We start from the raw sequence: 22,640 nt of genomic DNA on the forward strand, positions 1-22,640 counted from the left end.
TCAAGCCCGCTGGACCATGCGCTGGAAAACCGCCCTGAACGCATTCGACATCACCTTCGACGGCCGACTCTCCGCAGCCCGCCAGTAACCCCAACCACCCCGGTTACACCGCTCGTTTGACAGGCCCCTACCCGGCCCACGTCCGCATCGCGATCGTCTGTGACAACTACTCCCCGCACCTGACCACGAAGAAGTGCCAGCGAGTCGGCACCTGGGCGGAGGCGAACAACGTCGAGATCGCCTACACCCCGACGAACTCCTCCTGGCTGAACCGCATAGAAGCCCAGTTCACCGCCCTGCGCTACTTCACCCTCGACGGCACCGACCACGCCACCCACAAGGAACAGGGCAGCATGATCCGCCGCTACATCATCTGGCGAAACCGCCATGCCGACGACCGGCGCCTACGCGCCGTCGTCGACAGGGCGAACGTTGCCTGATCCGGCACTAGCTCAGCGGAAGCGCTGGACCGAGCCGCCCGATCAGAACGTGCTGCGGCTCGCCCGCTTCACCGTGCACTTGGTGACCTCGGAGCCGTCGCCGGTGCCGGTGTACGGCGTGGTGGCGTCGGCCTTCCCGGTCCGCCCCGCCGGCACCGAGACGTCGTCGGCCCGTGCGGTGCCGACCGTGGTGCCGCTCGTCTCCTTGAAGACGACCGTGACGTCGTACTCGTAGTCCAGCGAGCCCGTGCTGTTGTCGATGCTCAGCGTGGCGGTCATGTTCTTGCCGGAGGCGTCGAAGCCGCAGGTGTCGATGGTGATGTCCCGCAGGGCCGAGCGGTTGCCGCTGCTGCCACCGCTGGTGACCCCACTGACGCTGCTGCCGCCCGAGGACGAGGAGCCGCTGTCGCCGTACGAACCGCCGCTGCTGCTGCTGTGCGAACCGCTGCTGCCGCTGTTGTCGTCGCAGCCGCCACCGCTCCGGGAGCCGCGCGCTCCGGTCAGGGCGACGATGACGAGTGCGCAGACGGCGACTGCCCGGACATGACGAAGCTTCACGCTTCAACCCCCGTTGAATGAAAAGTGGCCGGATCCGGCCGACTTGATGAGTGCACGCCACGCTAGCAAGGTCCCCGCGGGCGGAGAGATCGATCGTGTCCGGAGGCTGTCACAGCCTTGTCACAGGCACGGCCGGCGCTCAACCAGCCTGCGGTGACGACGCGTTGCGCACCCGGACCCGGATCCTCCGCAGGAGCCGGCCGCCGCCGGGTCCGCCGGGACACCCGGCCGCACGGGACAAGGTGCAAGGGGCCCGGTCACCGCAGACGTACGGGCGGTACGGCGTCCGCCCGCACCCGCAACCGCCCGCACCCGCAACCGCCCGCACCCGCATCCGCCCGGCCCGGGACCAGCGCCCCGCAGCGGACCGGCGCCCCGCAGCACCGCCTCACCGGACACCGGCGCCCGTCCGGCCCGGGACCGAACCGAGGCCGGGGACACTCGTCAGGGCCCGGCCCCGGAAAGCCCTCCCCGGGCGCCCCCGGGCCCCGAGGGCGGCCGAGGCCACCGCGGGGCGGACCTCAGCGCTGCGGCGGCCTCGCCAGCCCCGTGCCCTTCTGGGCGTCCAGCGCGTACACGCAGCGGTCCTTGCTGCAGGCGTAGACGACGCCGTTCACCACGACCGGCGCCCCGGTGATCTCCCCGCCGGTCGCCAGCTTCCAGCGCAGCGCGCCGCCTCCGGCGTCCAGGGCGTAGAGGCAGTGGTCCGCCGAGCCGAAGTGCACCCGGCCGTCCGCGACGACCGGCGCCCCGATGACCTCGCCCTGCGCCGCGAACCGCCACTTGGGGGCGCCGGTGACCGCGTCGAGCGTGTAGAGGGCGCTGCCGCTGCCCACGTGGAGCGAGCCGTTCGCGGCCAGCACCGGGGCGGTGGACTGCCGGGCCTCGGTGGCGATCCGCCACCGGTCCCGCCCGTCCGCCGCATCGAGGGCGTAGACCGTGCCGAGGTAGTCGGCCACGTACACCCCGCCACCGGTGACCGCCGGGCCCGGGGCGAAGGCGGGCGGGGAGAGGAAGGCCGCGGGCGCCTCGAAGCGCCAGCGCACGTCGCCCCGCGCGATGTCGACCGCGAGCACGCGCGTCCCGGCGCAGATGTAGACGGCGCCGTCGGGCGCGGGCAGCAGCCGCACCGGCACCCCGCCGCAGGAGGCCGCGTCGCCCACCGGGTAGGACCACCGCTCGGCGCCGGTGCGGGCCTCCAGGGCGCGCAGCCGCGCGTCGGACCACACGTAGACCACGCCGCCGTGGATGACCGGCCCGGCCTCGGGGGTCTCGAAGTCGCTCTGCGCGCCGGTCAGTTCCCACAGCCGTTCGCCGCTCGCGGCCTCCCACGCCTGCACGCCGCCACCACGGGTGGCGGTGACGACGGTGCCGCCGTCCGTCTTCAGGGTGTACGCCCAGCCGTCGGTGGGGGCGCGCCACAGCTCGGTGCCGTTCTTGGCGTCCAGGGTGTGCAGGGTCGGCCCGTCGGAGGCGTGGATGCGGCCGTCGGCCACGTCCATCGACCAGGCGACCTCGCGGGTCTTGAACCGGCGGCGCCCGGTGGCCACGTCGAGGGCGTGCACCTCGAAGGAGGTGACGTACAGCAGGTCGCCGATGACGACCGGCGTGCCCCAGACGTCGTTCGACATCCGGAACCGCCAGGGGCGCCAGTGCCCGTCCGCCGCGGCCCGCTCCGGGCCGCCCGGGCCCTGCTGCGGCGGTACGCCGGGAGGCCCGGCGGGCGGAGGGTTCTGCGGTACGGGGGGCGCGGTGACGGGCGGTGCGGGAACCCCGTTCGGCGGCCGCACCCAGCCGGTGGCGGGACCGGCGTCGGCCCGCGCCTGCTGGTCCCGCGCGTCGGCGGCGCGGGGGCCGGGTCCGATCGGTACCCGCGAGCCGGCGAGCTGCACGGCACCGTCCCCGCCGTGGGCCGCGCCGTCCGCGCCGTACGCGGCGGCGTGCCGCCCGGAGCCGCCGGGGTGCGCCCCGCCGGGTGGGGCGTGGGAGGGCTGGATGTGGGACGGCTGGGGGTGCGCGGCGCGCGCGCCGTCCGCGTGCGCCGTACCGCGCGGGTCGCCGGACGGCCGGCCGAGGGCGGCGGGGCCGCCGGGGCCGATGGGGATGCCGGTGCCGGGCCGGCCGGCGGGCGCGGCCTGCGCCCCCGGTCCGCCGCGCGGATCGTCCGCGGGCGGGGCGCCGGCCCGGGCGCCCGCGCCCCGGCCGTGGTCCCGGCCGTGGCCCCGGGGCCCGCTGCCGGCGCTCCCCGCGGCCGCGGGCCGTCCGCCGCCGCGCCGCTGCTCGATCAGGGAGACGGCCTGCGCGGGCAGCCAGGCCGAGGCGGTGCCGCTGTCGTCACTGCCGGACGCGAAGAGGTGCGGCGCGAGCTGCGACTGGAGGTCGGCCGGGCTGGGCCGCCGGTCGATCTCGGTCTGCATGCAGGACTCGATGAGGGGCCGCAGGTCGTCCGGCAGCCCGTCCAGGTCGGGCTCCTCCCGGAGCAGCATGAAGACGGTCTCGACGGGGTTGGCCCCGTGGTACGGGGCGTGGCCGGTGGCGGCGAAGACGAGCATGGAGCCCAGCGAGAAGATGTCGCTGGCGCCGGTGACGCTGCGGGAGTCCCGGGCCTGCTCCGGCGACATGTAGGCGGGGGTGCCGACGGCCACGTTGGTCATCGTCAGCCGGGTGTTGGAGGCGCCGGAGGCGATACCGAAGTCGATGACCCGCGGGCCGTCCTCGACGACCAGCACGTTCGACGGTTTGAGGTCGCGGTGCACGAGCCCGGCGCCGTGGATGGACTGCAGGGCCTCCGCCACCCCGGCGGCGAGCCAGCGCACGGCCTGCGTCGGCAGCGGGCCGCACTCCCCCACGATCTCCTCCAGGGAGGGGGCCGGCACGTAGGCGGTGGCGAGCCACGGCACGGCCGCGTGCGGATCGGCGTCCACGACCGCCGCCGTGTAGAAGCCGCTGACCGCGCGCGCCGCCTCCACCTCCCGGGTGAAGCGCACCCGGAACAGCTGGTCCTCGGCGAGCTCCGTGCGCACCGTCTTGATCGCTACGCGCCGGCCGGACGCCGAACGGGCGAGATAGACCAGCCCCATGCCGCCGGCGCCGAGCCGCCCGAGAACCTCGAACGGGCCGATCCGTCTCGGATCGTGCTGCGTCAGCTGCTCCGCCACTTGCCTGCCACCTCCCCGTCAGGGCTCGAAGTCGTCCGGCCCCGTGCAGCGTCTCACCGGGAACGGTCCCGGGGTACGCACCCTGATTCTTCCTGCCGGACGCGGAGGTTGCGAACCGGGGGCCGAATCGGGGTGTCACCCCGCGCGTCACCGCGTTCCGCCGCGCCGTCGCCGGTGCGGCGCACCGGTGACGGGTGGCCGGCGGGAGGCCGCCGGGCCGCCCGGGACGACACTGTACGCACAGGTCAGCGGGTGACCGGCGGAACGCCCGGGGTTACCGCCGGAACGCCCCGGACCGGCCGCCGTCGGCGGTGCGGTCACGGCTCCCGCCGCTGCCGCGGCCGGAGTTGCCGCCCTCCGTCCCGCCCCGTCACCGCCGCGGTCCGCGCGCCGTGCCACGGGCACCCTCCCCACTCCCGCCCTCTCTTACGTCACGGGACCCGCCTCCGGCTCAGCGAGGGCGATGACGGCGAAACTCGCGCCCTGGTCGTCGACGACCGTCGCGATCCGGCCGTACGGGGTGTCCATCGGCCCGAACACGCACCGCCCGCCGAGCCGGGACACGTCCCGTACGGCTTCGTCGCAGTCCTCGACGGCGAAGTACAGCAGGAAGTAGGGCGGCATCTCGGCGGGGAAGCGGCTGTCCATGACGCACCGGCCGCCGATCGCGGTCTCCTCGTTCGCGGGCTTCCCGGCCGGGGACCAGGTGGCGAACTCCAGGTCGTCCCCGGTGTCGATGGGCTGGATCCCGTAGCCGAACACCCGCTCGTAGAAGGGGTCCACGGCTTCCTTGTCCCGGGTGTACATCTCCATCCACGCGTAGGAGCCGGGCCGGCCCTGCCGTTCGAACCCCTGGTGCTCGCCGGCCTGCCAGAAGCCGAAGACGGCGCCGCCCGGGTCGGCGGCCTGCCCCATCACCCCGGCGTCGCCGACGGACACGGGCCCGGTGATCACCTGGCCGCCGGCCTCGCGCACCCGGCCGGCCACGGCGGCCGCGTCCGGGGTGGCGAGGTAGACCCCCCAGGTGGTGGGCATCCGGCCATCCGTCTTCGGGAAGAGGCCCGCGACGGCGTCGCCGTCGAGGAAAGCCTGGGTGTAGCGGCCGGACTGCTCGTCCGGGGGGCCGAAGGTCCAGCCGAAGAGCTCTCCGTAGAAGCGCTTCCCCGCCTCCAGGTCGGGCAGCATGGCGTCCGCCCAGCAGGGCACGCCCTCCGCGAATGACGCCATGATGCCGATACCTCCCATATCAGGTGGTCTGCTGCACTACCGCGCGATTCAGGCTATCCGCGGCCCGCCCGTCCCGCCCGGCGGACGGGACCGGGGCCGGGGCGCCCGGACGGCTTGTCCACAGGCTGTGGACAACGCTTCTCACCGATACGGAGCAACCGCCGCCGACCGTGAAAACCCCCGCCCGGGGCGGGCGCGGGCCCCCACACGGCCACCCCCCGTTTGCCCGCGGCCAGATCGCGCTCCGATCACCCGTCGGTAAGCTGACGACATGACAGGACAAGTTCGCACCGTCGACGGGCGGGTGGCCGGACGCCGTGGACAGGCGACGCGCCAGAAGCTCCTCGACTGTCTCAGCGAGATGCTCAAGTCGTCTCCGTACCGGGATGTCAAGGTCATCGACGTCGCCCGGAAGGCGGGCACCTCGCCCGCGACCTTCTACCAGTACTTCCCCGACGTCGAGGGCGCCGTGCTGGAGCTCGCCGAGGAGGTGGCCCAGGAGGGCACCGGCAGCCTGACCGGCCTGGTGGCCGGTCAGTCGTGGGCCGGGAGATCCGGCCGCCAGACGGCGGAGCAACTCGTCGACGGCTTCCTCACCTTCTGGCGAAGAAACGACGCCATCCTGCGCGTCATCGACCTCGGAGCGGCCGAGGGCGACAAGCGGTTCAACAAAATCCGCATGAAGATCCTCAACTCGGTCACCGGCTCCCTGACGGAGACCGTCAAGGATCTCCAGGCCAAGGGCCGGATCGACCAGGACATCAGCCCGGCCGCCATGGCCGGTTCGGTGGTCGTGATGCTGGCCGCGGTCGCCTCACACCAGAAGGGCTTCTCCGGCTGGGGCGTCAAGCAGAACGAACTGAAGCCCAATCTGACGACCCTCGTACATCTGGGGATCACGGGCAAAAAGCCGGCGAAGTAGCGGCCCGGCTCCCGCCTCGGAGCCACCGCGGCGGCACGCTCCCCGCACGAGGCGCACCCCGCGCCCCCCGCACCCTCCTCGTCTCCGGCACCGCCTCCGGACGATCCCCCCTCCGGCATCACCGCCGGCAGCCCCCACCCGGCACGGGCCCGGGCGCCCCCTCCTCCCCCACGGCCCTGCTCCCCGACCCGCGGGATCCGTGCCGCCCGCAGAGCGGAACCACCGGCCCGCGCTTCCCGCGGCCGCTCACCCCGGCCCTCCGGTGCCGACGCCGTGACCGTTCCGCAACCGGACCGTGAAAAACGGAACCCGCTCCCCTTGACCGACACACGTCAATACACCGCTACGCTCACGGTCATGCCGGAAAACACCACTTCTCCCGTGTACGTCATAGGCGGCGGCCCCGGCGGGCTCGCCACGGCCGCGGCCCTCGCCGACCGCGGTGTACGGGCCGTGGTGCTGGAGAAGGCGGACGCGGTCGCCGCCTCCTGGCGCGGGCACTACGACAGCCTGCGCCTGCACACCACCCGGCGGCTCTCCGCCCTTCCGGGCCTGGCCATCCCCCGCGCGTACGGACGCTGGCTCACCCGGGACGACCTGATCCGTTATCTCGAGGACTACGCACACCACCACCGGCTGGACGTCGTCACCGGAGTGGAGGTGTCCCGGGTGGAGCGGACGGACTCCGGCTGGCTGCTGCACGCCACCGGTGGCCGCCGGCTGGATGCGCGCGACATCGTGATCGCCACCGGTTTCAACCACACCCCGTACCTCCCGGACTGGCAGGGCCGCGACGGCTACACCGGTGAACTGCTGCACGCCCGCGAGTACCGGAACGCCGGGCCGTACGCGGGCCGGGACGTCCTGGTGGCCGGCACCGGGAACACGGGCGCCGACATCGCCGTCGAACTGGCCCGGGGCGGCGCCTCCCGCGTCCGGCTCGCCGTCCGCACCCCGCCGCACATCGTGCGCCGCACCACGGCCGGCTGGCCCGCGCAGCGCACCGGCATCCTCTGCCGCCGGCTGCCGGCCGGCGCCGTGGACCGGGCGGCCCGCGGCCTGGCCCGGTTGTCGCTGCCGGATCTCGCCGAGTACGGGCTGCCGCGCCCGGAGACCGGGCTGTACTCGCGCGCCAGGGAGGGCGCGATCCCGGTGCAGGACGTCGGACTGGTCGAGGCCGTGCGTTCGCGGGCCGTGGAGCCGGTGGCCGCCGTGGCCTCGTTCGACCACGGCAAGGTGGTCCTCGCCGACGGATCGCGCATCTCCCCGGACACGGTGATCGCGGCCACCGGCTACCGCCGCGGACTGGAGGCGCTGGTCGGCCATCTCGGCGTCCTGGACGGCCGCGGCCGGCCGGTGGTCCACGGCCCGCGCACGGCGGACGGGGCCCCCGGGCTCTACTTCACCGGCTACACCAACCCGATCAGCGGAATGCTCCGCGAACTCGCCCTGGATGCCCGCCGGATCGCCCGGCGGATAGCACTCACCGCGGACCGGGGCTGACGAGGGGCCACGGGGCGAACACACCACGGGCCGCGGTCCGGAGGGCTCCGGCCCCGGGGCCGGAGCCGCCGGACCGGACTCAGCGAACACGGCTCGGCGAACCGAGCTCAGCAGACCCGCCCCGCCGGACCCGACCCACCGGACCAGACCACCCACCGGACCCACCCCGACACGACCGGCCTCTCCGGACCGGACTCAGCGGACCCGACCCGCCGGAACAGACCCGCCGGACCCGACCTGCCGGAACAGACCCGCCGGACCCGACCCGCCGGACCCGACCCGGCGGACGGCATCCGGGCGCAGGGCCTCAGCCCCGTCTCCCCCGGCGGCCTCAGCGCCGTCTTCCCCCGGCGGCCTCCGCCGCCGAACACGCCCGCACCTCCGCGAGGTTGCGGGTACGCACACCCGGCAGCCAGCCGTCGACGGGAAGGACGGCGCCGCCGCCCGACACCAGGTACCAGCGCCGCGACGTGACGCCGGCCTCGTCGCGGACGAGCCGGCCGTCGGTCACCACGCACACCGCGGACACCCGGTCGCCGTGCCACACCCGGCCGGCGCGGTTGTCCGGGGAGCCGTAACGCCGGTGCGGGTCCTTGGCGAGGCCGAGCGCGCACTCCAGGGTGCGCAGATTCCGGCACGCCTCCTCGGCGTTGTGAACGGTGAGGGTCACCGCGGGCGGGCCCGCCGGGCGCCCGTCCGTCCCGCCGCCGTCCCCGCCGTCCGGGCCGCCCGGCGGGCCGGCCAGCCACCAGGCGCCCAGCAGGACCAGGCTCACCACCACCGCGGCCGTCACGCCCGCCAGGAGACGCGGCACCAGGCGCGGTGCGCCGGCCGGCAGACGGCGCGAGGGGCCGTGCGGCGGGCCGCCCGGCAGTCCGCGCGGCAGCGGGCGCGGAAACCCGTGCACCCGCCGCGGGCCGGAGACTTCGGCGCGCGGGGCGGGTACGGCGGGCGGGCCCGAGCGGATCCGTTCCCAGAGCCCGGGCGGCGTGCCGAGCGCCTCGTCCAGGGCCCGCAGCCGCTCGCGCAGCAGCGGGACGGTCTCCTCGTCCGGTTCGCGGCTCCTCACGGCGCCCCCTCCTTCTCCGTTCCGGCCCGCCCGGGCGCGTGGACGAGTGCGCGCAGCTTCCCCAGGGCCCGTTCCCGGTGGCGGGCGGCGGTGCCCCGGTGGACGCGCAGGATCTCGGCGGCCTGGTCGAGGGTGTAGCCGTCGAGGTCGACCAGGACGATCACCGCGGCCTGACGGGGCGTCAGGCCCCGGAGCAGCCGCACCGTCTCCAGCCGCGCCTGCCGGTCGCCGACTCCTCCGTCCCATTCCTCCGCGCCGTCCGCCCCGGCACCGGTGCGGCCGTCCACGTCGCCCACCGGGACCTGCCGCCGCTCCCGGCGGTAGGCGTCACGGGCGACGCTGACGAGAGCGGTGAACGCGTAGGCGTAGGGCTCGGGGTGGGCAAGGAACCGCTGGGGGCGGGCCGCGAGCTTGAGGTAGGCCTCGTGCACGATGTCCTCCGCCGACTGCCGGCCGCCCGCGATGAGAACGGCTCTCCGGTACAGCCTGGGCAGCAGGGCGCAGAAGACGTCGTCGATCGGAGACCCCGCCGACGCGCCGGGCGCGTGGCTCACTGGCACCTACCTCCCCGGGTTGCCGGACCAGGCGGGTAATTACCCCTGCACGCAGGGTGCTTACCGCCACGAGAGAGTGGTTGGCGAGCAGCGGAATTGACGAGTCCGGTGGGCGGCCCGACCGTGGCGCACCCCCGCCGGGCACGGACCGGGCCCAGGACGGGAGCACGGTCCGCGAGGCCGGGGGCACGGAGGGCGGCGCGGAGGGTCCGGAGCGGCGGCGGAGACGGTGGGGGCCGGGCGAGGCGGAGTGGAACGGAGCGGGAGGGGCAGGACGGAGAAGTCAGGGCAGGAGCCGCCGAACGGAGCGACCTGGCGGAGCGGCCGGGCGGAAGGCCGCGGCACGCGGAGGAGGAGGCCGGGCGGAAGGCCGCGGCACGCGGAGGAGGAGGCCGGGCAGGAACGGACGAGCCACGGCGTCGGGGCCGGGGGGCGCGGGGCCGGTCCCGGGCCGCACGGAAGGCAGAGAGCGTCGGGGCAGCACGCGGCCGGGGTGGCACGCGGCCGGGGTGGACGCACCGGCGCCGCGTGGCCGGAACCGGATGCACCGGCGGCACGCGGCCGGGCGTCCGGCGCGGGTCCCCGCGAACCGGCCGGCCGGCGGCGCGTGTCACACGCCCCGGGCCCGGTACGGCGGGGACCACCACCCGGCTCCGGCACCCGGATTTCGTACCGTCGCGCCGGACGACGACCCGTTTTCGCCGAGGCCGCGCCCGTCGCCGGGCCGTCCTCGGCGTCCCCTCACAACGAATCGTTGAATCCCAGAGTGATCAACCGGTGTCGGGACGTCAACACCCGGGCGCAACTATGTCCGGTTACGCCAGTTTTGGCATAGCGCATTGGGGTTCAGGAGCGGCCGCCGGGACGGACACCGGCACCTCCACCGGCTCACCGGCCTCCGTCGCGCACACCGACTCCCCCCGGTCGACCTCGCACCAGATCGCCTTCCCCGCTCCCTCCGAGCGCCATCCCCAGCGGTCGGCCAGCCCGTCCACCAACTCCAGCCCGCGCCCGCTGGTCTCGTCGCCCTCGACATGACGCCGCGCGGGCGGACGGGCGCTGCGGTCGGCGACCTCCACCCGCACCGTCTCGGGCACGGCAGCGCGACGACGGCCGGCCGCCCCCGCACCGGCGCCGCCCGGGCCGAGTGGGCCGCTCACGCCGCCCGCGCCGCCGCCCGGCCCGTCAGCACCCTCAGGGGCGGGCAGCAGTATGCGCAGCACGGCCGGGCGGCCCGTGTGCACCACCGCGTTGGTGACGAGTTCGGAGACCAGCAGGAGCAGCGTCTCCGCCAGCGACTCGTCGCCCCCCACCCCCGACCCGGCGAGACGCGAGCGCACCCATCTCCGGGCCCGCCCCACCTCCGCGGGATCGGGCCGAACCTCCAGCTGAACCTGAAGCACCTGCACCGCTCACACCATCCGAACCGGCGGACTCATCGCCGCGCGTCTCCCAATGATCACGGAAAGTGACCCCGACAGAGGACAGCATGGTTGACGTACAGTCACCCGAACAAGCGCTTCGGGCATATTCCGGCGCAAAGGAGTACGCGTACTGCATACTGTGCGACCCGCACCGCCGCCAGTCGAACACCGGGCGCCCGTAGGCCTCCACCGCGGTCCAGCGGGGCGCGCGGCCGCCGGCGGGGAGCACGGGAGCGGACCGGAACCGCTGCCACCGGCGCACACCGCACCGGCCCCCGGGGACGCTCCCCGGGGGCCGGCCGGTTCACGGGGCGTGATCGGCCGCGATCGGCGTCCGCCGCCGCGGGCACGGTCCGTGAGGGTCCGCCGTCGTCACTCCGGCTCGGGAGTCGTGTAGTAGGCGGCGAAGGCCGCCACCGCGTCCTCCTCCGAGATCCGGCCGTCGCCGTCCGTGTCCAGCGCCGCCGCCACCCTGCCGCGCAGGTCCCCGGGCACGCCCAGGGCGAGCAGCACCCGCTCGGCCTGATCGGCCGTCACCGTACCGGCGTTGCCCGAGTCCCGGCCCGCGCCACCGCCGCCCGTACCGCCGTTCCCGCCCGCGCAGACACCGGCCGCCACCGCCATCACCGCGCGGAGGAAGGGCCGGGCTATCTCGGCGAAGCTGCGCGGGTTGTCCCGCAGCCGCTTCACCGCTCCGTGCGTGAACTCCTCGCGGGTGATGCGCTGGTCGCCGTCCCGGTCGGCCATGCCGGCCATGCCCTGCCAGAACCCCTCGGCGCCGTGGTAGAGGGCCTGCCCGCAGTCCGACCGGGCCGCCGTTCCGAACTCCTTCAGCACGGCCGCCGCGGCGGTGTGGAAGTCCTCGCGGGAGATGTAGCCGTTGCCGTCTTGGTCGAAGGAGGCGAAACGAGAAGCGATCTTGCGCTCGTACTCAGAGCTGTCCACGGTGACCTCGGTTGCGTCGTAACGGGGCTGACCTCAGATGATGGTACGTACGTTCGGAGTTCAGGCGAAGTTCACGGAAGGGAGCGGACGGCGCGTGCGCCGGAGCCGCGTGCCACCGGGGAGGACCGGGAGGACGGGTGGAAGCCGGGGCCTGGCGGAGGCGGGGTGGATACGCCGGACGTGCCCGGGAGTCGCGGCGGCGGGCGCGCGGCGGCGGTGCGCCGGGGCGCGCGGGGCCCTGACCGGCGGGGGACGGCGGCCGGGAGGGGGCGTGTGGCGGAACCACCCGCCGAGGGCGCGGCGCACGCGCGGCGCACGGAAGGCCGGCACGGCCGCGTCGTGCCACCGGTCCCGGCCGGAGCGGCGGGGCGGGCGCGGACAGCCCGGTGTCGGGCGGCGTGGTGCCCGGCGGCGTGGTGCCCGGCAGCGTGGTGCCCGGCGGCGTGGTGCCCGGCGGCCCGGCATCCCACGGCGGTTGCCGTGGCGGGGATCCCGGCCGTGGGCGGGGGGATCAGGCCGTGAGCGGAGGGGCCGTCTCGTCCAGCGCGGAGGTCACGTCCGGGTACACCTCAAAGAGCCGCCGGACGCCCAGCGCGGCGAGCACCCGGTTGACGTGGGAGCCGTCCTCCGCGCCGCGGGCCGGCAGGATCAGCCGCAGCCGTCCCTGGCAGGAGCGCATCAGCCGGCGCGCGGCGATGAGAACGCCCACACCGCTGGAGTCGCAGAACCGGACCCCGGAGAGATCGAGCACCAGGCTGCGGCGGCCGTCGGCCACCGCGTCGTGCACGCGCTGACGTACCGCGGGCGAGGTCACCAGGTCCATTTCTCCGGAGACCTGGAGAATGGCCCAAGTGCCCTGCTCGTCTTCCATCACCTTCAACGTCACGCGTGCGAAGTCCCTTCGTCTCCCAGATCCGGAAGCAGCCGTTCCCGTTTCCGCCGTCCGACCACTCTCCCCCGAAACCCCGTTCGCCATGCGGCTCTTCCGTCGACTCTAGGCACAGCCTTGTCCCCGTCACACCACGGCAGCGGACAAAGTGACGAGATCTATACCCTCGCGGGACGCCCCGGAAGGCGCCCGCTGCCGCAAAAGAGCGTGCGCCGGCGGGCCCGCCCACTACATTCGTCGTGCGGAGTGCGGAATGATCCCGACCACAGCGGGCGGCCGAACGACGACACGGCACGAATGGGGGCCGTATGGCGACGAACGACGCACCACCCCGGTGGGACCGGAAGATGCAGCAGCGCCTGGCGCGCGGCGAGGCCGCCGCACTCGGTGAACTGTACGACCGGTTCGCCTCTCTTGTTCACGGCCTGGCGTACCGGGTCCTCGGGGAGGAGGAGGCCGCGGACCGGGTCACCCGCGACGTCTTCGCCCACATCTGGGAGCATCCCGACACCTATGACCCCCGGCAGGGCCCGATGCGCTCCTGGATCGCCTCCCTCGCCCAGCGGCAGTCCGTGCACCGGTTGCGCGCCGCCGAAGCCGAACTGATGCGCACCGGCGGCACCCGGACCCCGGAGGAGGCCGAGGAGAAGGTGCGCACCGCCGCCCGCGCCGCCCGCGCCGACTACATCGTCACCTCCATGCCCGCACCCCTGCGGGACGCCCTGGAACTGGCCTACTTCAAACGCCGCGACTACCGTCAGGCCGCCGCCGACCTCGGCGTCACCGAGGACGAGGCCCGGCGGCGGCTCCGGCTCGGCCTGCAACTGCTCTCGTCCGCGAACAACCGCGCCGGTGACCGCGATCACACCGGCTCACGGCCCGGTTACGGGAGAAACCCGTGAACGATCCCTCCGATCCCGGCCCACCGCCTCCGCCGCCCGCCCCCGGCGCCGCGACGGGTCACACCTCCGGCCGCGGAGCACCCCATGCCGCGGGGCCGCCGCCCATCGACCACAAGGTGCTCAAGTCGCTGCTGGGCGCCTGGGCCCTCGCCGCCTGCTCAGCCCGGGAGACCGCCGCCGTCGAGGCTCACCTCACCGACTGCGCGCCCTGCGCCGACGAGGCGCTGCGGTTGCGCGACGCGGTCGCCCTGCTGCACCCCGAGGACAACCTCGACCTCGACCCGCGGCTGCGCTCCCGGGTGCTGGCGAACTGCCTCGGACGCCGCCCGGCCCGCATCCCCGTCCCGGAATGGGCGGCGCCGTACGACGCCGAGACGGCCCGGCTCGACGCCCTGCTGCGCGACATGGGGGAGTCGGAGTGGCGGGCACCGGTGCGGCTCAGGTGGTTCGACGGGCGGCGGGAGCGGAGCGGCGTCGCCACCGTCGCCGGGGCGCTCGGACGGCTGGCGGCGACGGACGGCCTCGTGGCCGCCGCCCTGGGGCTCGGCGACCCACCGGACGGCGCTCGGCCGCCCGACGGCCGGGCCTCACCGGCGGGCCGGGCGGAGCCCTTCCGGAGACGGGAGGCGTCCGCCCCCGCACCGGCCGTGGTGCGGGCTGCCTGGCGGGAGCAGACGCACAGCCTGGTCCGGGCCGTGTCCCTGCGCGACACCCATGGACTGACGGTTCCCTACGGCGAGTTGACCATGCCGTTGAGCGACTCGTTCCTCGAACGTGCCTTCGCGTGCTGGGTACGCGCCGGTGACATCGCGGAGGCCGTCGACTACCCGTACCGGCCACCGCTGTCGCCGCATCTGCACCGCATGATCGACCTGACCGTGCGGCTGCTGCCGGGTGTTCTCGCGCGGCGCCGCCGGAACGGCCTCGCGGCACCGCCGCGCGGGCTGGTCGCGGCGGGCTCGCCCGGCCGGACCCTGCATCTGGAGGTGGAGGGCAGCGGCGGCGGCCACTGGTACATCGCGCTGGACTCACCGGCCGCGGCACCCTCGGCGGAGAAGACCGTCGCCCATGTCGCCCTGGACGGGACCGAGTTCTGCCGGCTCGCCGCGGGACACGTACCGCCGGAGGAGGCAGCGGCCGGCCAGGAGGGGGACCGGGAGGCCATCCACGACGTCCTGACGGCGGCGGCCTCACTGTCCGGACTGTGAACCGGGGCCCGGCGCGAGCCGCCCGGTCCCGGGGCGCCCCCGCCGTGAAGGCCCCGCGGGCCGCCCCCGTGCCGCGGGCAGCAGGGCTTCACGGCGCTCCGCGCGGACCACGGGGAGCAGGGCGTCGGAGCCTCAGGAAGTCAGGGCGTCAGGTGAAGACGACGGTCCGGTGGCCGTTGAGCAGGACCCGGTGCTCGCTGTGCCACTTCACCGCGCGCGCCAGTGCCTGGCACTCCACATCACGGCCGACGGCGACGAGCTGCTCGGGACTGACCTCGTGCCCGACGCGTTCGACCTCCTGCTCGATGATCGGGCCCTCGTCGAGGTCGGCCGTCACATAGTGCGCGGTGGCACCGATCAGCTTCACGCCCCGGGCGTGCGCCTGGTGGTAGGGCTTCGCGCCCTTGAAACTCGGGAGGAAGGAGTGGTGGATGTTGATGATCCTGCCGGAGAGCTGCTTGCACAGATCATCGGAGAGCACCTGCATGTAGCGCGCCAGCACGACGAGCTCGACGCGCTCCGTGCTCACCAGTTCCAGCAGCCGCGCCTCGGCTTCCGGCTTGTTCTCCCTCGTCACCGGGATGTGGTGGAAGGGGATGTCGTAGGACTCGACGAGCTCGCGGAAGTCCGTGTGGTTGGACACCACGGCCGCGATCTCCACCGGCAGCGCCCCGATCCGGGTGCGGAACAGCAGGTCGTTCAGGCAGTGCCCGAACTTGCTGACCATGAGCACGACGCGCATCTTCTCGTCGGCGCGGTGCAGCTGCCAGTCCATGCGGAACGAGTCCCCGATGGCGGCGAAGCTGGCGCGGAGCTTCTCCAGCGTCACCGGCTCCTGGGCGGGGCCGTCCTCACCCGGGGGGCGGCCGCCGTAGCGGCCCTCGCCGACGGCACCGCCGCTGAAGTGCACCCGCATGAAGAACAGCCCGGTGTCGTGGTCGCCGAACTGCTGGCTGTCCTCGATGTTGCAGCCGGTCATGAAGAGATAGCTCGACACGGCGTGGACGATGCCCTGCCGATCGGGACACGACAGGGTGAGGATGTACTGCTCGGGGGCCTGCCCGGAGGCGGCGGGCTGCGACTCGCTCATGACCCCATAGGGTCCCACATCCGCCCCGTCACCACGGCCCCGGTCCAGCCCTCGGCCCCGGTCCGATCGCTCGGGCACTGGCCGCGCGGGCACTGATCGCTCCGTCCCGGTCCGGCCCGATCGCTCCGGCCCGGTCCGTGCCCGCGCGGCGCCCGGCCCGCCCGTCAGACGGCGCGGGCCATGAGCGCGAGCACGTCCAGGGAGTGGGGCGGGACGTCCGGGTCCTCGCCGTCGTTCTGCGCGAGCCGTACGTGCGCGTCCCGGGCGGCCCGTACGGCCTCGGGCCAGCCGTGGTGTTCGAGGTAGACGGCGACGGGGGCGTCCGGGCCGACCTGGTGCATGATCCGCAGCACCCGCAGGACGGCGACATCGACCAGCGCGGCCTCCTGGGAGTCGCGGAAGATCGTGCCGACGTACTTCTCCGCCGACCAGTTGTCGAGCCAGGTGTCCTCGACCAGCCGGTACACGGCGTCGGTCACGTCCCCGTATCCCTCCCGTCCGGCCAGCCAGCACTCCTGCTGGAACACGGGGTCCGAGAGCATGTGAAGGGCGGAACGCACATGGGCGCGCCAGCGCCACCAGGGCATGTCATTGAGCGGCATACCGCCCATAGTGAGTGAGCCGTGGCCGCGACGGGAAGACCTCTCCGAACCGTGCACAGAACGGAATGGTACGTTCCAGCCGGCGGCCGTCCGCCCGCACCCCCGCTGTTCACCGTTACGTCACCGCCTGTTGACCTTTCATCACGACGACGTTACCGGCGAACCGGAATCGTCGCTGTCCATGACTGGACGGCTACGCTCCACCCCCTTTCTTCCGCGCAGGGCGGTGACCGTCGCGGCGGCGACGGCGGTCTGCGCCTCCCTCCTCGCCGGCTGCGGCCTCGCCGGCGCCTCGAGCGCCACCAAGGATCCAGTGACCGTGATGACATGGGCCCCGGAAGGCACCGCGGCGACGAACATGCCCGGCATGCCCGCCATGGCCAAGGCCTACGCGCGCTGGGTCAACGAGAAGGGCGGCATCAACGGCCGCGAACTCAAGGTCATCACCTGCAACGAGCACAACGACACCGTCAGCGCCGGACGCTGCGCGCGCCGCGCCGTGGCCGAGGACGTCGCCGCCGTGGTCGGCTCCTACAGCCAGCACGGGCGCGCCTTCATGTCGCCCCTCGAATCCGAGGGCATCCCGTACATCGGCGGATACGGGGTCACCGACGAGGAGTTCACCAGCCCGCTCTCCTACCCCGTCAACGGCGGCCACGCCACCCTGATCGCCGGCAGCGGCCGGCAGCTCGCGGCACACTGCGAGCGCGTGACCCTGGTCCGTCCCGACACCATCAACGGCGACCAGATGCCCTCACTGATCAGCGCGGGCCTGGCCGAGGGCGACCGCGAGCGGGCCCGCGACGTACGCGCCCCCGAGGACGCCTCCCAGTACACCCGGCAGAGCGAGCAGGCCCTGGAGCTTCTGGAGGTCGACAACCTCGGCACGGAGGGCGCGTGCGTCACCGCCGCCCTCGGCGACCGCACCGACACCTTCTTCGACTCCTTCCGGCGGCTGCGGCAGGACAGCCGGCAGATCCGGCTGGCCTCCGTCCTCGGCAGCGTCCAGCAGTCCCTCGTGGACCGCAGCGGCGGCCCCGACAGCCCCTTCGAGGGCGCCTCCATCACCGGCTGGTACCCGGTGGCGGACGACCCGGCCTGGGACACGATGCGGGCGGTCGTCCGCGAGCACGCCTTCAGCGACAACCGGGTCGACGTGTCCGACCCCGGAGTCCAGACCACCTGGATCGCCTACACCGTGCTGCACCGGCTGATCGAGTCGATCGGTGACGGCGCCGTCACCGGCCGGTCGCTGCGCCAGGCGCTCGACAGCGGCATCGGCGCCGACGGCATCGACACCGGCGGGCTGACACCCGAGCTGAGCTGGGATTATCAGGGCACGCTGGGAGCAGGCGACTATCCGCGGATCGCCAACACGATGGTGTCGTTCCAGGAGGTGCGGGACGGCCGGCTGGTAGCGGCGCGCGAGGGTTTCGTCAACGTGGGCCGGACCCTGGAGCGCCGCTACACCTACGCGCAGAACGAGGCCGCCACGGAGTGAGGCGGCCCCCGCTCCGCCACTGATCCGCGGGCGCGGCGGGACGGGCACCGCGGCAGGACGGGCACCGCGGCGGGCTTCGGCAGACCTGGCGGACCGGGACGGGCCGGGGCGGACCGGGACGGACCGGGGCGGACCGGGGCGGGACCACCGGAGGTCTCGTTCCGCGCGGCCGGCCGTCCCCGCGCGGCTCCATCCCGGGCGGCCCCCCTCGTGCGACTCCACCTCGTGCGAATCCGGGTCCCCGCGGGCCACCCGCCGCTCCATCGCGTGGCCCGGCCGTGGGGCGCCGCCTCCGGGGCCGCTCCCGGGCCGCCTCCGCGCGCTGTCCGCCGTGTGCTCTCCGCCCGGCGGCGCGGGCCCCGCTGCCCCGGAGCTCCACGGGCCGTCACCGCTCGCGGGAGGACTCCGTCATCTCGGCTGTGTCGCGACAAGGCCGGACGGCCGCCCCCGAGGCGCCGCTCCGGGCGACCCGATGCGCGCTACGGGCCCGGGCCGCCCGCCTTCCGTTCCGGGCGGGCCCGCCCAACGGCGGCCGGCGGCCGGGAGCGACCGGCGCCGGCACCGTTTCAAAGTTGCAGGTACTGGCGCTCGGTGAGCCCGTGCTCCTTGGCGATCGGGTTCCAGAGCGCGGCGGCCTTCTTCTTCGCCTCCGTGGCCCGGCCGCTGGCCGTGTTGCCCTTCGCCGTCTGGCCGGTCACCTTCGCCTTGCCGCCCTTGCAGCCGCCTTTGCCGGAGGCGACCTGGTCGGCCCAGGCCGCGTAGTGGTTGTCGGCGGCGGCCGAAGCCTTCCAGGCACTGGTGAGCGAGGCGGTGAGCGACGCGTGGCCGGGCAGCCGGTCGACCGAGATCCTGCCGAGCCGGGTGACCAGGTCGTTCCGCTGCTTCGCCGCGTCCCGCAGATCCGAGGCGGCCTTGGGCAGGTTCTTGCAGGCGCCGATGTTCTGCACGGCCTTGATCACCGCGTCCCGGCTGTTGTTGCTGTCCGCGAGCAGCGCGTCGAGGGCCTCGGCCTGCTCCCGGACCGGGTCCGCCGCCGGTGACGGCTCCGTCCCGGCCGACTGGCTCGCGGCGACCGGCTTCTTGTCGTCGTCCTCTCCGGACTGGTCGCCGCCGCCGCTGAGCGCGGCTCCCGCCGCCAGACCGGCCACGACACAGCCGCCAATGACGATCCCGGCCAGCGCGACCGGGGAGAGCGGCCGCTTGCGCTCGGCGTTGCGGCGGGCCGCACGGCCCTGCGGCGGCTCTCCGGGGTGCGGCGCGGTCGGCTGCCCGTACTGCTGCTGCCCGTACTGGTGCTGCCCGTACTGCGGCTGGGAAGGCGGCGGCGGGGGCTGCTCGTCGATGCGCGGCATCTGCTGGGTGGCGTCCGGCGTCTCGGCGGCACGGGAGTCCCGGAACAGCCCGTCGAACTCCGCGGGCGGCTGCCGGTCACCGGGCGAGCCGGGCCTGACGCCGAAGGGTGCCCGCCCGGGGGCCGGCGGTACCGGCGCGGTGCCGGGCGGTGGGCCGGGGGCCGGGCCGTCACCCGGCACGGGGGCGAGGTACTGGGTGGCCTGCTCGTCCGTGCCGTTCTCCGGCGGCAGCGGCGCGGGCCCTCCGGGGCGGCGGCCGAGGAAGGTGGTGGATTCGGCGGGTCTCTCCGGCGGAAGCGGCCCCCCGGCCATCGGCGATATGAGCTGGGTCGCCTCGGCGTCGGCCGGCGCCGGGGCCTGCGGGGGCAGCATCTGCGTCTCCTCCGCCGGCAGCGGAATCGGTCCCGCGGCGGGCGGAAGGGGCTCACGGTCTGGCTGCGGCTCGTACTGCTGCGGCTCGTACCGCGGTGGCTGCGGCTCGTAGTGCGGTGGCTGCGGCTCGTAGTGCGGCCGCTGCGGCGGCTCCTGCTGCGGCGGCTGCTCCTGCTGCGGCTGGTGCTCCCGCTGCCGCTCCGGGCCCCAGGGCTGTCCCCACGGCTGCCCGGCGGGGGGCGTCGCGTGCTGCTCGGGCACGAGCGGCTCGCCGCCACCCGACGGCAGCACGATGCCCTCGTACGCGTGACGTTGCGGCTCGTTGCCCTGTCCGCTCTGCGACACCAGGACTCCTTGGCTGTGCGGGGAACTACGACGGAAGCTCCCTGCACGCTACCGGGTCTCCGCGTGCCTCTGCCACGCGCCCGGTCACAGCCGCGGCCGGTTCCACGCGGGGTGCGTCCCGGACGGACCGCCCCAGGCCAACGGCGCGTCTTGGCACGGCCGTTGACCCGGCGCTGCCCTGCTGCCGGCCCGCCGGCCGCCGTGCCGGTGCCCGCCGCCGTACCGCTGCGGCCGCGGACCCGGGCGGGCCAGGCCGGTTCTCCTCACCGTGGGCCGGGCGGTCCCGGGCTGCCGCTACGCGGGCACCGGCTCCGCCGCCCGCTCGCCGAAGTCCCGTACCACCGGCTCGGCCGCGAAGGGCTTCAGCCGCTGCTGGAAGTCCTCCAGGTACTCCAGGCCCCGGTTCGAGCGGAGGCCGCCCAGGAGCTCCACCGCCCGCGTTCCGGTGTCGCACGCCTGCTCGATCTCCCGTTGCTGGGTCTGGGCCGCCGCCAGGAGCAGCAGTCCGATCGCCCGGCGGCGCACCCGCCCCTCCGGGTGCCCGGCGAGCGCCTCCTCGGCCCGGCGGCGGGCCGGTCCGGCCTCGCCCAGATCGCGATGGCAGTGCGCCAGTTCGTCGGCGAGATAGGCCTCGTCGAAGTGGCCGATCCAGGCGGGGTCGTCGCCGTCGGCCCGTTCCATCGCCGACACCGCGCGCGCCGCGGCGGCGGTGAAGGCCGTGCCGTCGCCCATCAGCGCGTGGCCCCGGGCCTCCGCCGCCAGGAACATCGCCTCGGCCCGGGGGGTGACGTGGCCGCGCGCCCCCTCCTGCGCCGCCCGGGCCAGCTGCGCGATCTCGCGCGGATTGCCGAGGGACGCGGCCAGGTGGCTCATGCCGGCGGCGAGGACGTAACCACCGAACCCGCGGTCCCCGGCGGCCTGGGCGAGCCGCAGCGCCTGGATGTAGTAGCGCTGCGCCAGCCCCGGCTGGCCGGTGTCGACGGCCATGTAGCCGGCCAGTTCGGTCAGGCGGGAGACGGCCGCGAACAGCGCGCGTCCCACCGCCTCCTTGTACGAGCCGCCGAGCAGCCCGGAGACCACGCTGTTGAGGTAGTGCACGATCACCGGGCGCACATGCCCGCTGCCGTAGCGGTGGTCCAGCTCCGTCAGCGCCTTGGTCATGTCCCGCACGGCCTCGACGTCGGTCATCCCCACCCGTGCGCCGCCCGCCCGGGCCACCTGCGGGTCGGTCCCCGTGATGAGCCAGTCCCGGCTGGGCTCGACCAGCGCCGAGGAGGCGACGGACGAACCGGACAGGAAGTCGCGGCGGCCCACATCACTCCGCCACAGTTCACAGACCTGTTCGATCGCACCGGGCACCGTGGGCGCGAACTGCAGTCCGACACCGGAGGCGAGGTTCTTGCCGTCGGCCATGCCGATCTCGTCGATCGTGACCGTGCGCCCGAGTTTGCGGCCCAGGGCCTCGGCGATGACGGCCGGGGCGCGTCCGCGGGGCTGCTGGCCCCTGAGCCAGCGGGCCACCGAGGTCTTGTCGTAGCGCAGGTCGAGGCCGTGCTCCGCGCCGCAGAGGTTCACCCGGCGGGCGAGTCCGGCGTTGGAGCAGCCGGCTTCCTGTATCAGCGCTGCGAGCCTTTCGTTGGGCCGGCGTGCGACGAGCGGCCTGGCTGCCATGCCTCTACCCCCTTGCTGATCGCGAGCGTGGTCGGCAGGCGGTGCCCCGGTTCCGTCCACGCCCCTCACGGGAGGTACCGGTTATTCCTGCCATGTCATCTGATCAATGCCTACGGGATCGTTCAGCGGGTTACTCCTGCGCAAGTTGCCGCAGTACGGACTACCCCTCCGCACAGCACCGGTCGACCACGCGCCCCCGCCGGTGCATCCGTGCGCCCCGGGCAGGGGCGGGGTGCGCCGGGTCGCACCACCTCGGAGCCGTACCCCCGGCCGGCCGCGGGAGAGGTGACCGGCCGGGGCGGGCTCCGCGGCGGCCCGTACCGCGAACCGGGTTCCGCTACGGCCCGGCGGCCCGTCGGCGGAAGCCGGACCGCGGTGGACGGGGCCGGCCGCGACGGGCGGTGCCGCCGACCGCTTGCCTGCGGGCCCACGGGCCCGGCGGGATGACCGCCGTCGCGGGCCGCCGGGCGAGCGGAGGGGACCGGGGGAGCCCGGGCCATCGCTCCGGAAACCGCTGTTCCCGCGAGAAGGCGGACCGCCGTGCGCCGGGGCGCACCCGGAGGGCGCGGCGGCGGGCGGCGGGCGGCGGGCGGCGGGCGGCGGCGGGCGGCGGCGGTCCGGCCGATTGCGGTCACGCGCGAGAGGTCCTCCTCCGGTTGGACGTCTGTTCCCCTCGGTACCCGTAGGGTGCGTTGCCGGGAGGGGCCGGGGACCGGTGCCTCCCGGGGGAAGCGCACGGGGACGATGAAAGGCACGACAAGTGACAGAGAAGCGGACGGCGGAGAGGCCCGGCCGCACCGGTACGGCGGCTGGAGCGGCGGCCGACGGCACGACGGGCGCGGCCGGCGGGACGGGCGCGGCAGAAACCGGAGCAGCGGCGGGAGCAGCGGCAGGAGCGGAAGGAGCAG

At 74.7% G+C, this 22,640-nt stretch carries 17 protein-coding genes and 1 pseudogene; 6 read left to right on the plus strand and 12 right to left on the minus strand.

Translation table 11 applies throughout. The features are described 5' to 3' along the window. Positions 1–128: 128 nt before the first annotated feature. Positions 129–440, plus strand: a pseudogene (locus KBZ10_RS28025) (IS630 family transposase); the annotation flags it as partial. A 42-nt stretch (positions 441–482) separates the two neighbouring features. Here KBZ10_RS28025 and KBZ10_RS28030 read toward each other — a convergent pair. The 3 genes from KBZ10_RS28030 to KBZ10_RS28040 form a co-directional block, all read right to left on the minus strand. Next, entirely contained in the window at positions 483–998 is a 516-nt protein-coding gene (locus KBZ10_RS28030) for a hypothetical protein (protein ID WP_210990543.1), read from the minus strand. Positions 999–1,519: 521 nt separating this feature from the next. Then, a complete protein-coding gene (locus KBZ10_RS28035) occupies positions 1,520–4,156 on the minus strand; it encodes a PQQ-binding-like beta-propeller repeat protein (protein WP_210990544.1) in 2,637 nt (878 codons plus the stop codon). Between the two features lie 426 nt (positions 4,157–4,582). Continuing rightward, positions 4,583–5,383, minus strand: a complete 801-nt coding sequence (locus tag KBZ10_RS28040; RefSeq protein WP_210990545.1) for a VOC family protein — start codon at positions 5,381–5,383, stop codon at positions 4,583–4,585. A gap of 271 nt (positions 5,384–5,654) precedes the next feature. Between KBZ10_RS28040 and KBZ10_RS28045 the strand changes: the two genes are divergently transcribed. Next, the gene (locus KBZ10_RS28045; protein WP_210990546.1) at positions 5,655–6,305 is read left to right on the plus strand and encodes a TetR family transcriptional regulator; all 651 of its coding nucleotides are present in this window, start codon (positions 5,655–5,657) and stop codon (positions 6,303–6,305) included. 357 nt (positions 6,306–6,662) lie between these two features. Beyond that, on the plus strand, positions 6,663–7,808 hold the full coding sequence (locus KBZ10_RS28050) for an NAD(P)/FAD-dependent oxidoreductase (RefSeq protein ID WP_210990547.1): 1,146 nt from the start codon (positions 6,663–6,665) through the stop codon (positions 7,806–7,808). A gap of 331 nt (positions 7,809–8,139) precedes the next feature. On the opposite strand, the gene KBZ10_RS28055 is transcribed toward KBZ10_RS28050, so the two are convergent. The 5 genes from KBZ10_RS28055 to KBZ10_RS28075 all read right to left on the minus strand — a co-directional run bounded on the left by KBZ10_RS28055 (position 8,140) and on the right by KBZ10_RS28075 (position 12,686). Then, a complete protein-coding gene (locus KBZ10_RS28055) occupies positions 8,140–8,877 on the minus strand; it encodes a hypothetical protein (RefSeq protein WP_210990548.1) in 738 nt (245 codons plus the stop codon). Continuing rightward, a complete protein-coding gene (locus KBZ10_RS28060; RefSeq protein WP_307847651.1) occupies positions 8,874–9,431 on the minus strand; it encodes an RNA polymerase sigma factor in 558 nt (185 codons plus the stop codon). Before KBZ10_RS28060 ends, KBZ10_RS28055 begins: the two co-directional genes overlap by 4 nt. 815 nt (positions 9,432–10,246) lie before the next feature. Next, positions 10,247–10,840 carry an ATP-binding protein gene (locus KBZ10_RS28065; RefSeq protein ID WP_210990549.1) on the minus strand — a complete coding sequence of 198 codons (594 nt, stop codon included), beginning with the start codon at positions 10,838–10,840 and terminating at the stop codon, positions 10,247–10,249. A gap of 387 nt (positions 10,841–11,227) precedes the next feature. Further along, entirely contained in the window at positions 11,228–11,800 is a 573-nt protein-coding gene (locus KBZ10_RS28070) for an EF-hand domain-containing protein (protein WP_210990550.1), read from the minus strand. A gap of 511 nt (positions 11,801–12,311) precedes the next feature. After that, positions 12,312–12,686 (minus strand): STAS domain-containing protein, encoded by a 375-nt coding sequence (locus KBZ10_RS28075; protein WP_210990551.1) that lies wholly within the window; start codon positions 12,684–12,686, stop codon positions 12,312–12,314. A gap of 311 nt (positions 12,687–12,997) precedes the next feature. On the opposite strand from KBZ10_RS28075, the gene KBZ10_RS28080 reads away from it, so the two are divergent. Further along, on the plus strand, positions 12,998–13,591 hold the full coding sequence (locus KBZ10_RS28080; protein WP_210990552.1) for a sigma-70 family RNA polymerase sigma factor: 594 nt from the start codon (positions 12,998–13,000) through the stop codon (positions 13,589–13,591). Beyond that, positions 13,588–14,799: a zf-HC2 domain-containing protein gene (locus tag KBZ10_RS28085; RefSeq protein ID WP_210990553.1), complete on the plus strand. Its 1,212-nt coding sequence runs from the start codon at positions 13,588–13,590 to the stop codon at positions 14,797–14,799. Before KBZ10_RS28080 ends, KBZ10_RS28085 begins: the two co-directional genes overlap by 4 nt. Positions 14,800–14,947: 148 nt before the next feature. Here KBZ10_RS28085 and purU read toward each other — a convergent pair whose 3' ends face one another. Next, a complete protein-coding gene (gene purU / locus KBZ10_RS28090) occupies positions 14,948–15,889 on the minus strand; it encodes a formyltetrahydrofolate deformylase (RefSeq protein WP_210990554.1) in 942 nt (313 codons plus the stop codon). A gap of 164 nt (positions 15,890–16,053) precedes the next feature. Then, positions 16,054–16,500 carry a hypothetical protein gene (locus KBZ10_RS28095; RefSeq protein ID WP_247703109.1) on the minus strand — a complete coding sequence of 149 codons (447 nt, stop codon included), beginning with the start codon at positions 16,498–16,500 and terminating at the stop codon, positions 16,054–16,056. Positions 16,501–16,672: 172 nt separating this feature from the next. Between KBZ10_RS28095 and KBZ10_RS28100 the strand changes: the two genes are divergently transcribed. Next, complete coding sequence (locus KBZ10_RS28100) at positions 16,673–17,992, plus strand: ABC transporter substrate-binding protein (RefSeq protein WP_210990556.1); 1,320 nt, start codon at positions 16,673–16,675, stop codon at positions 17,990–17,992. 566 nt (positions 17,993–18,558) lie between these two features. Here the strand turns inward: KBZ10_RS28100 and KBZ10_RS28105 are convergent. Beyond that, positions 18,559–20,061 (minus strand): hypothetical protein, encoded by a 1,503-nt coding sequence (locus KBZ10_RS28105; protein WP_210990557.1) that lies wholly within the window; start codon positions 20,059–20,061, stop codon positions 18,559–18,561. 294 nt (positions 20,062–20,355) lie between these two features. Further along, entirely contained in the window at positions 20,356–21,732 is a 1,377-nt protein-coding gene (locus KBZ10_RS28110; protein WP_210990558.1) for a transcriptional regulator, read from the minus strand. Positions 21,733–22,640 lie beyond the last annotated feature (908 nt).

Source organism: Streptomyces sp. F63, assembly GCF_018070345.1.
Taxonomy (GTDB): domain Bacteria; phylum Actinomycetota; class Actinomycetes; order Streptomycetales; family Streptomycetaceae; genus Streptomyces.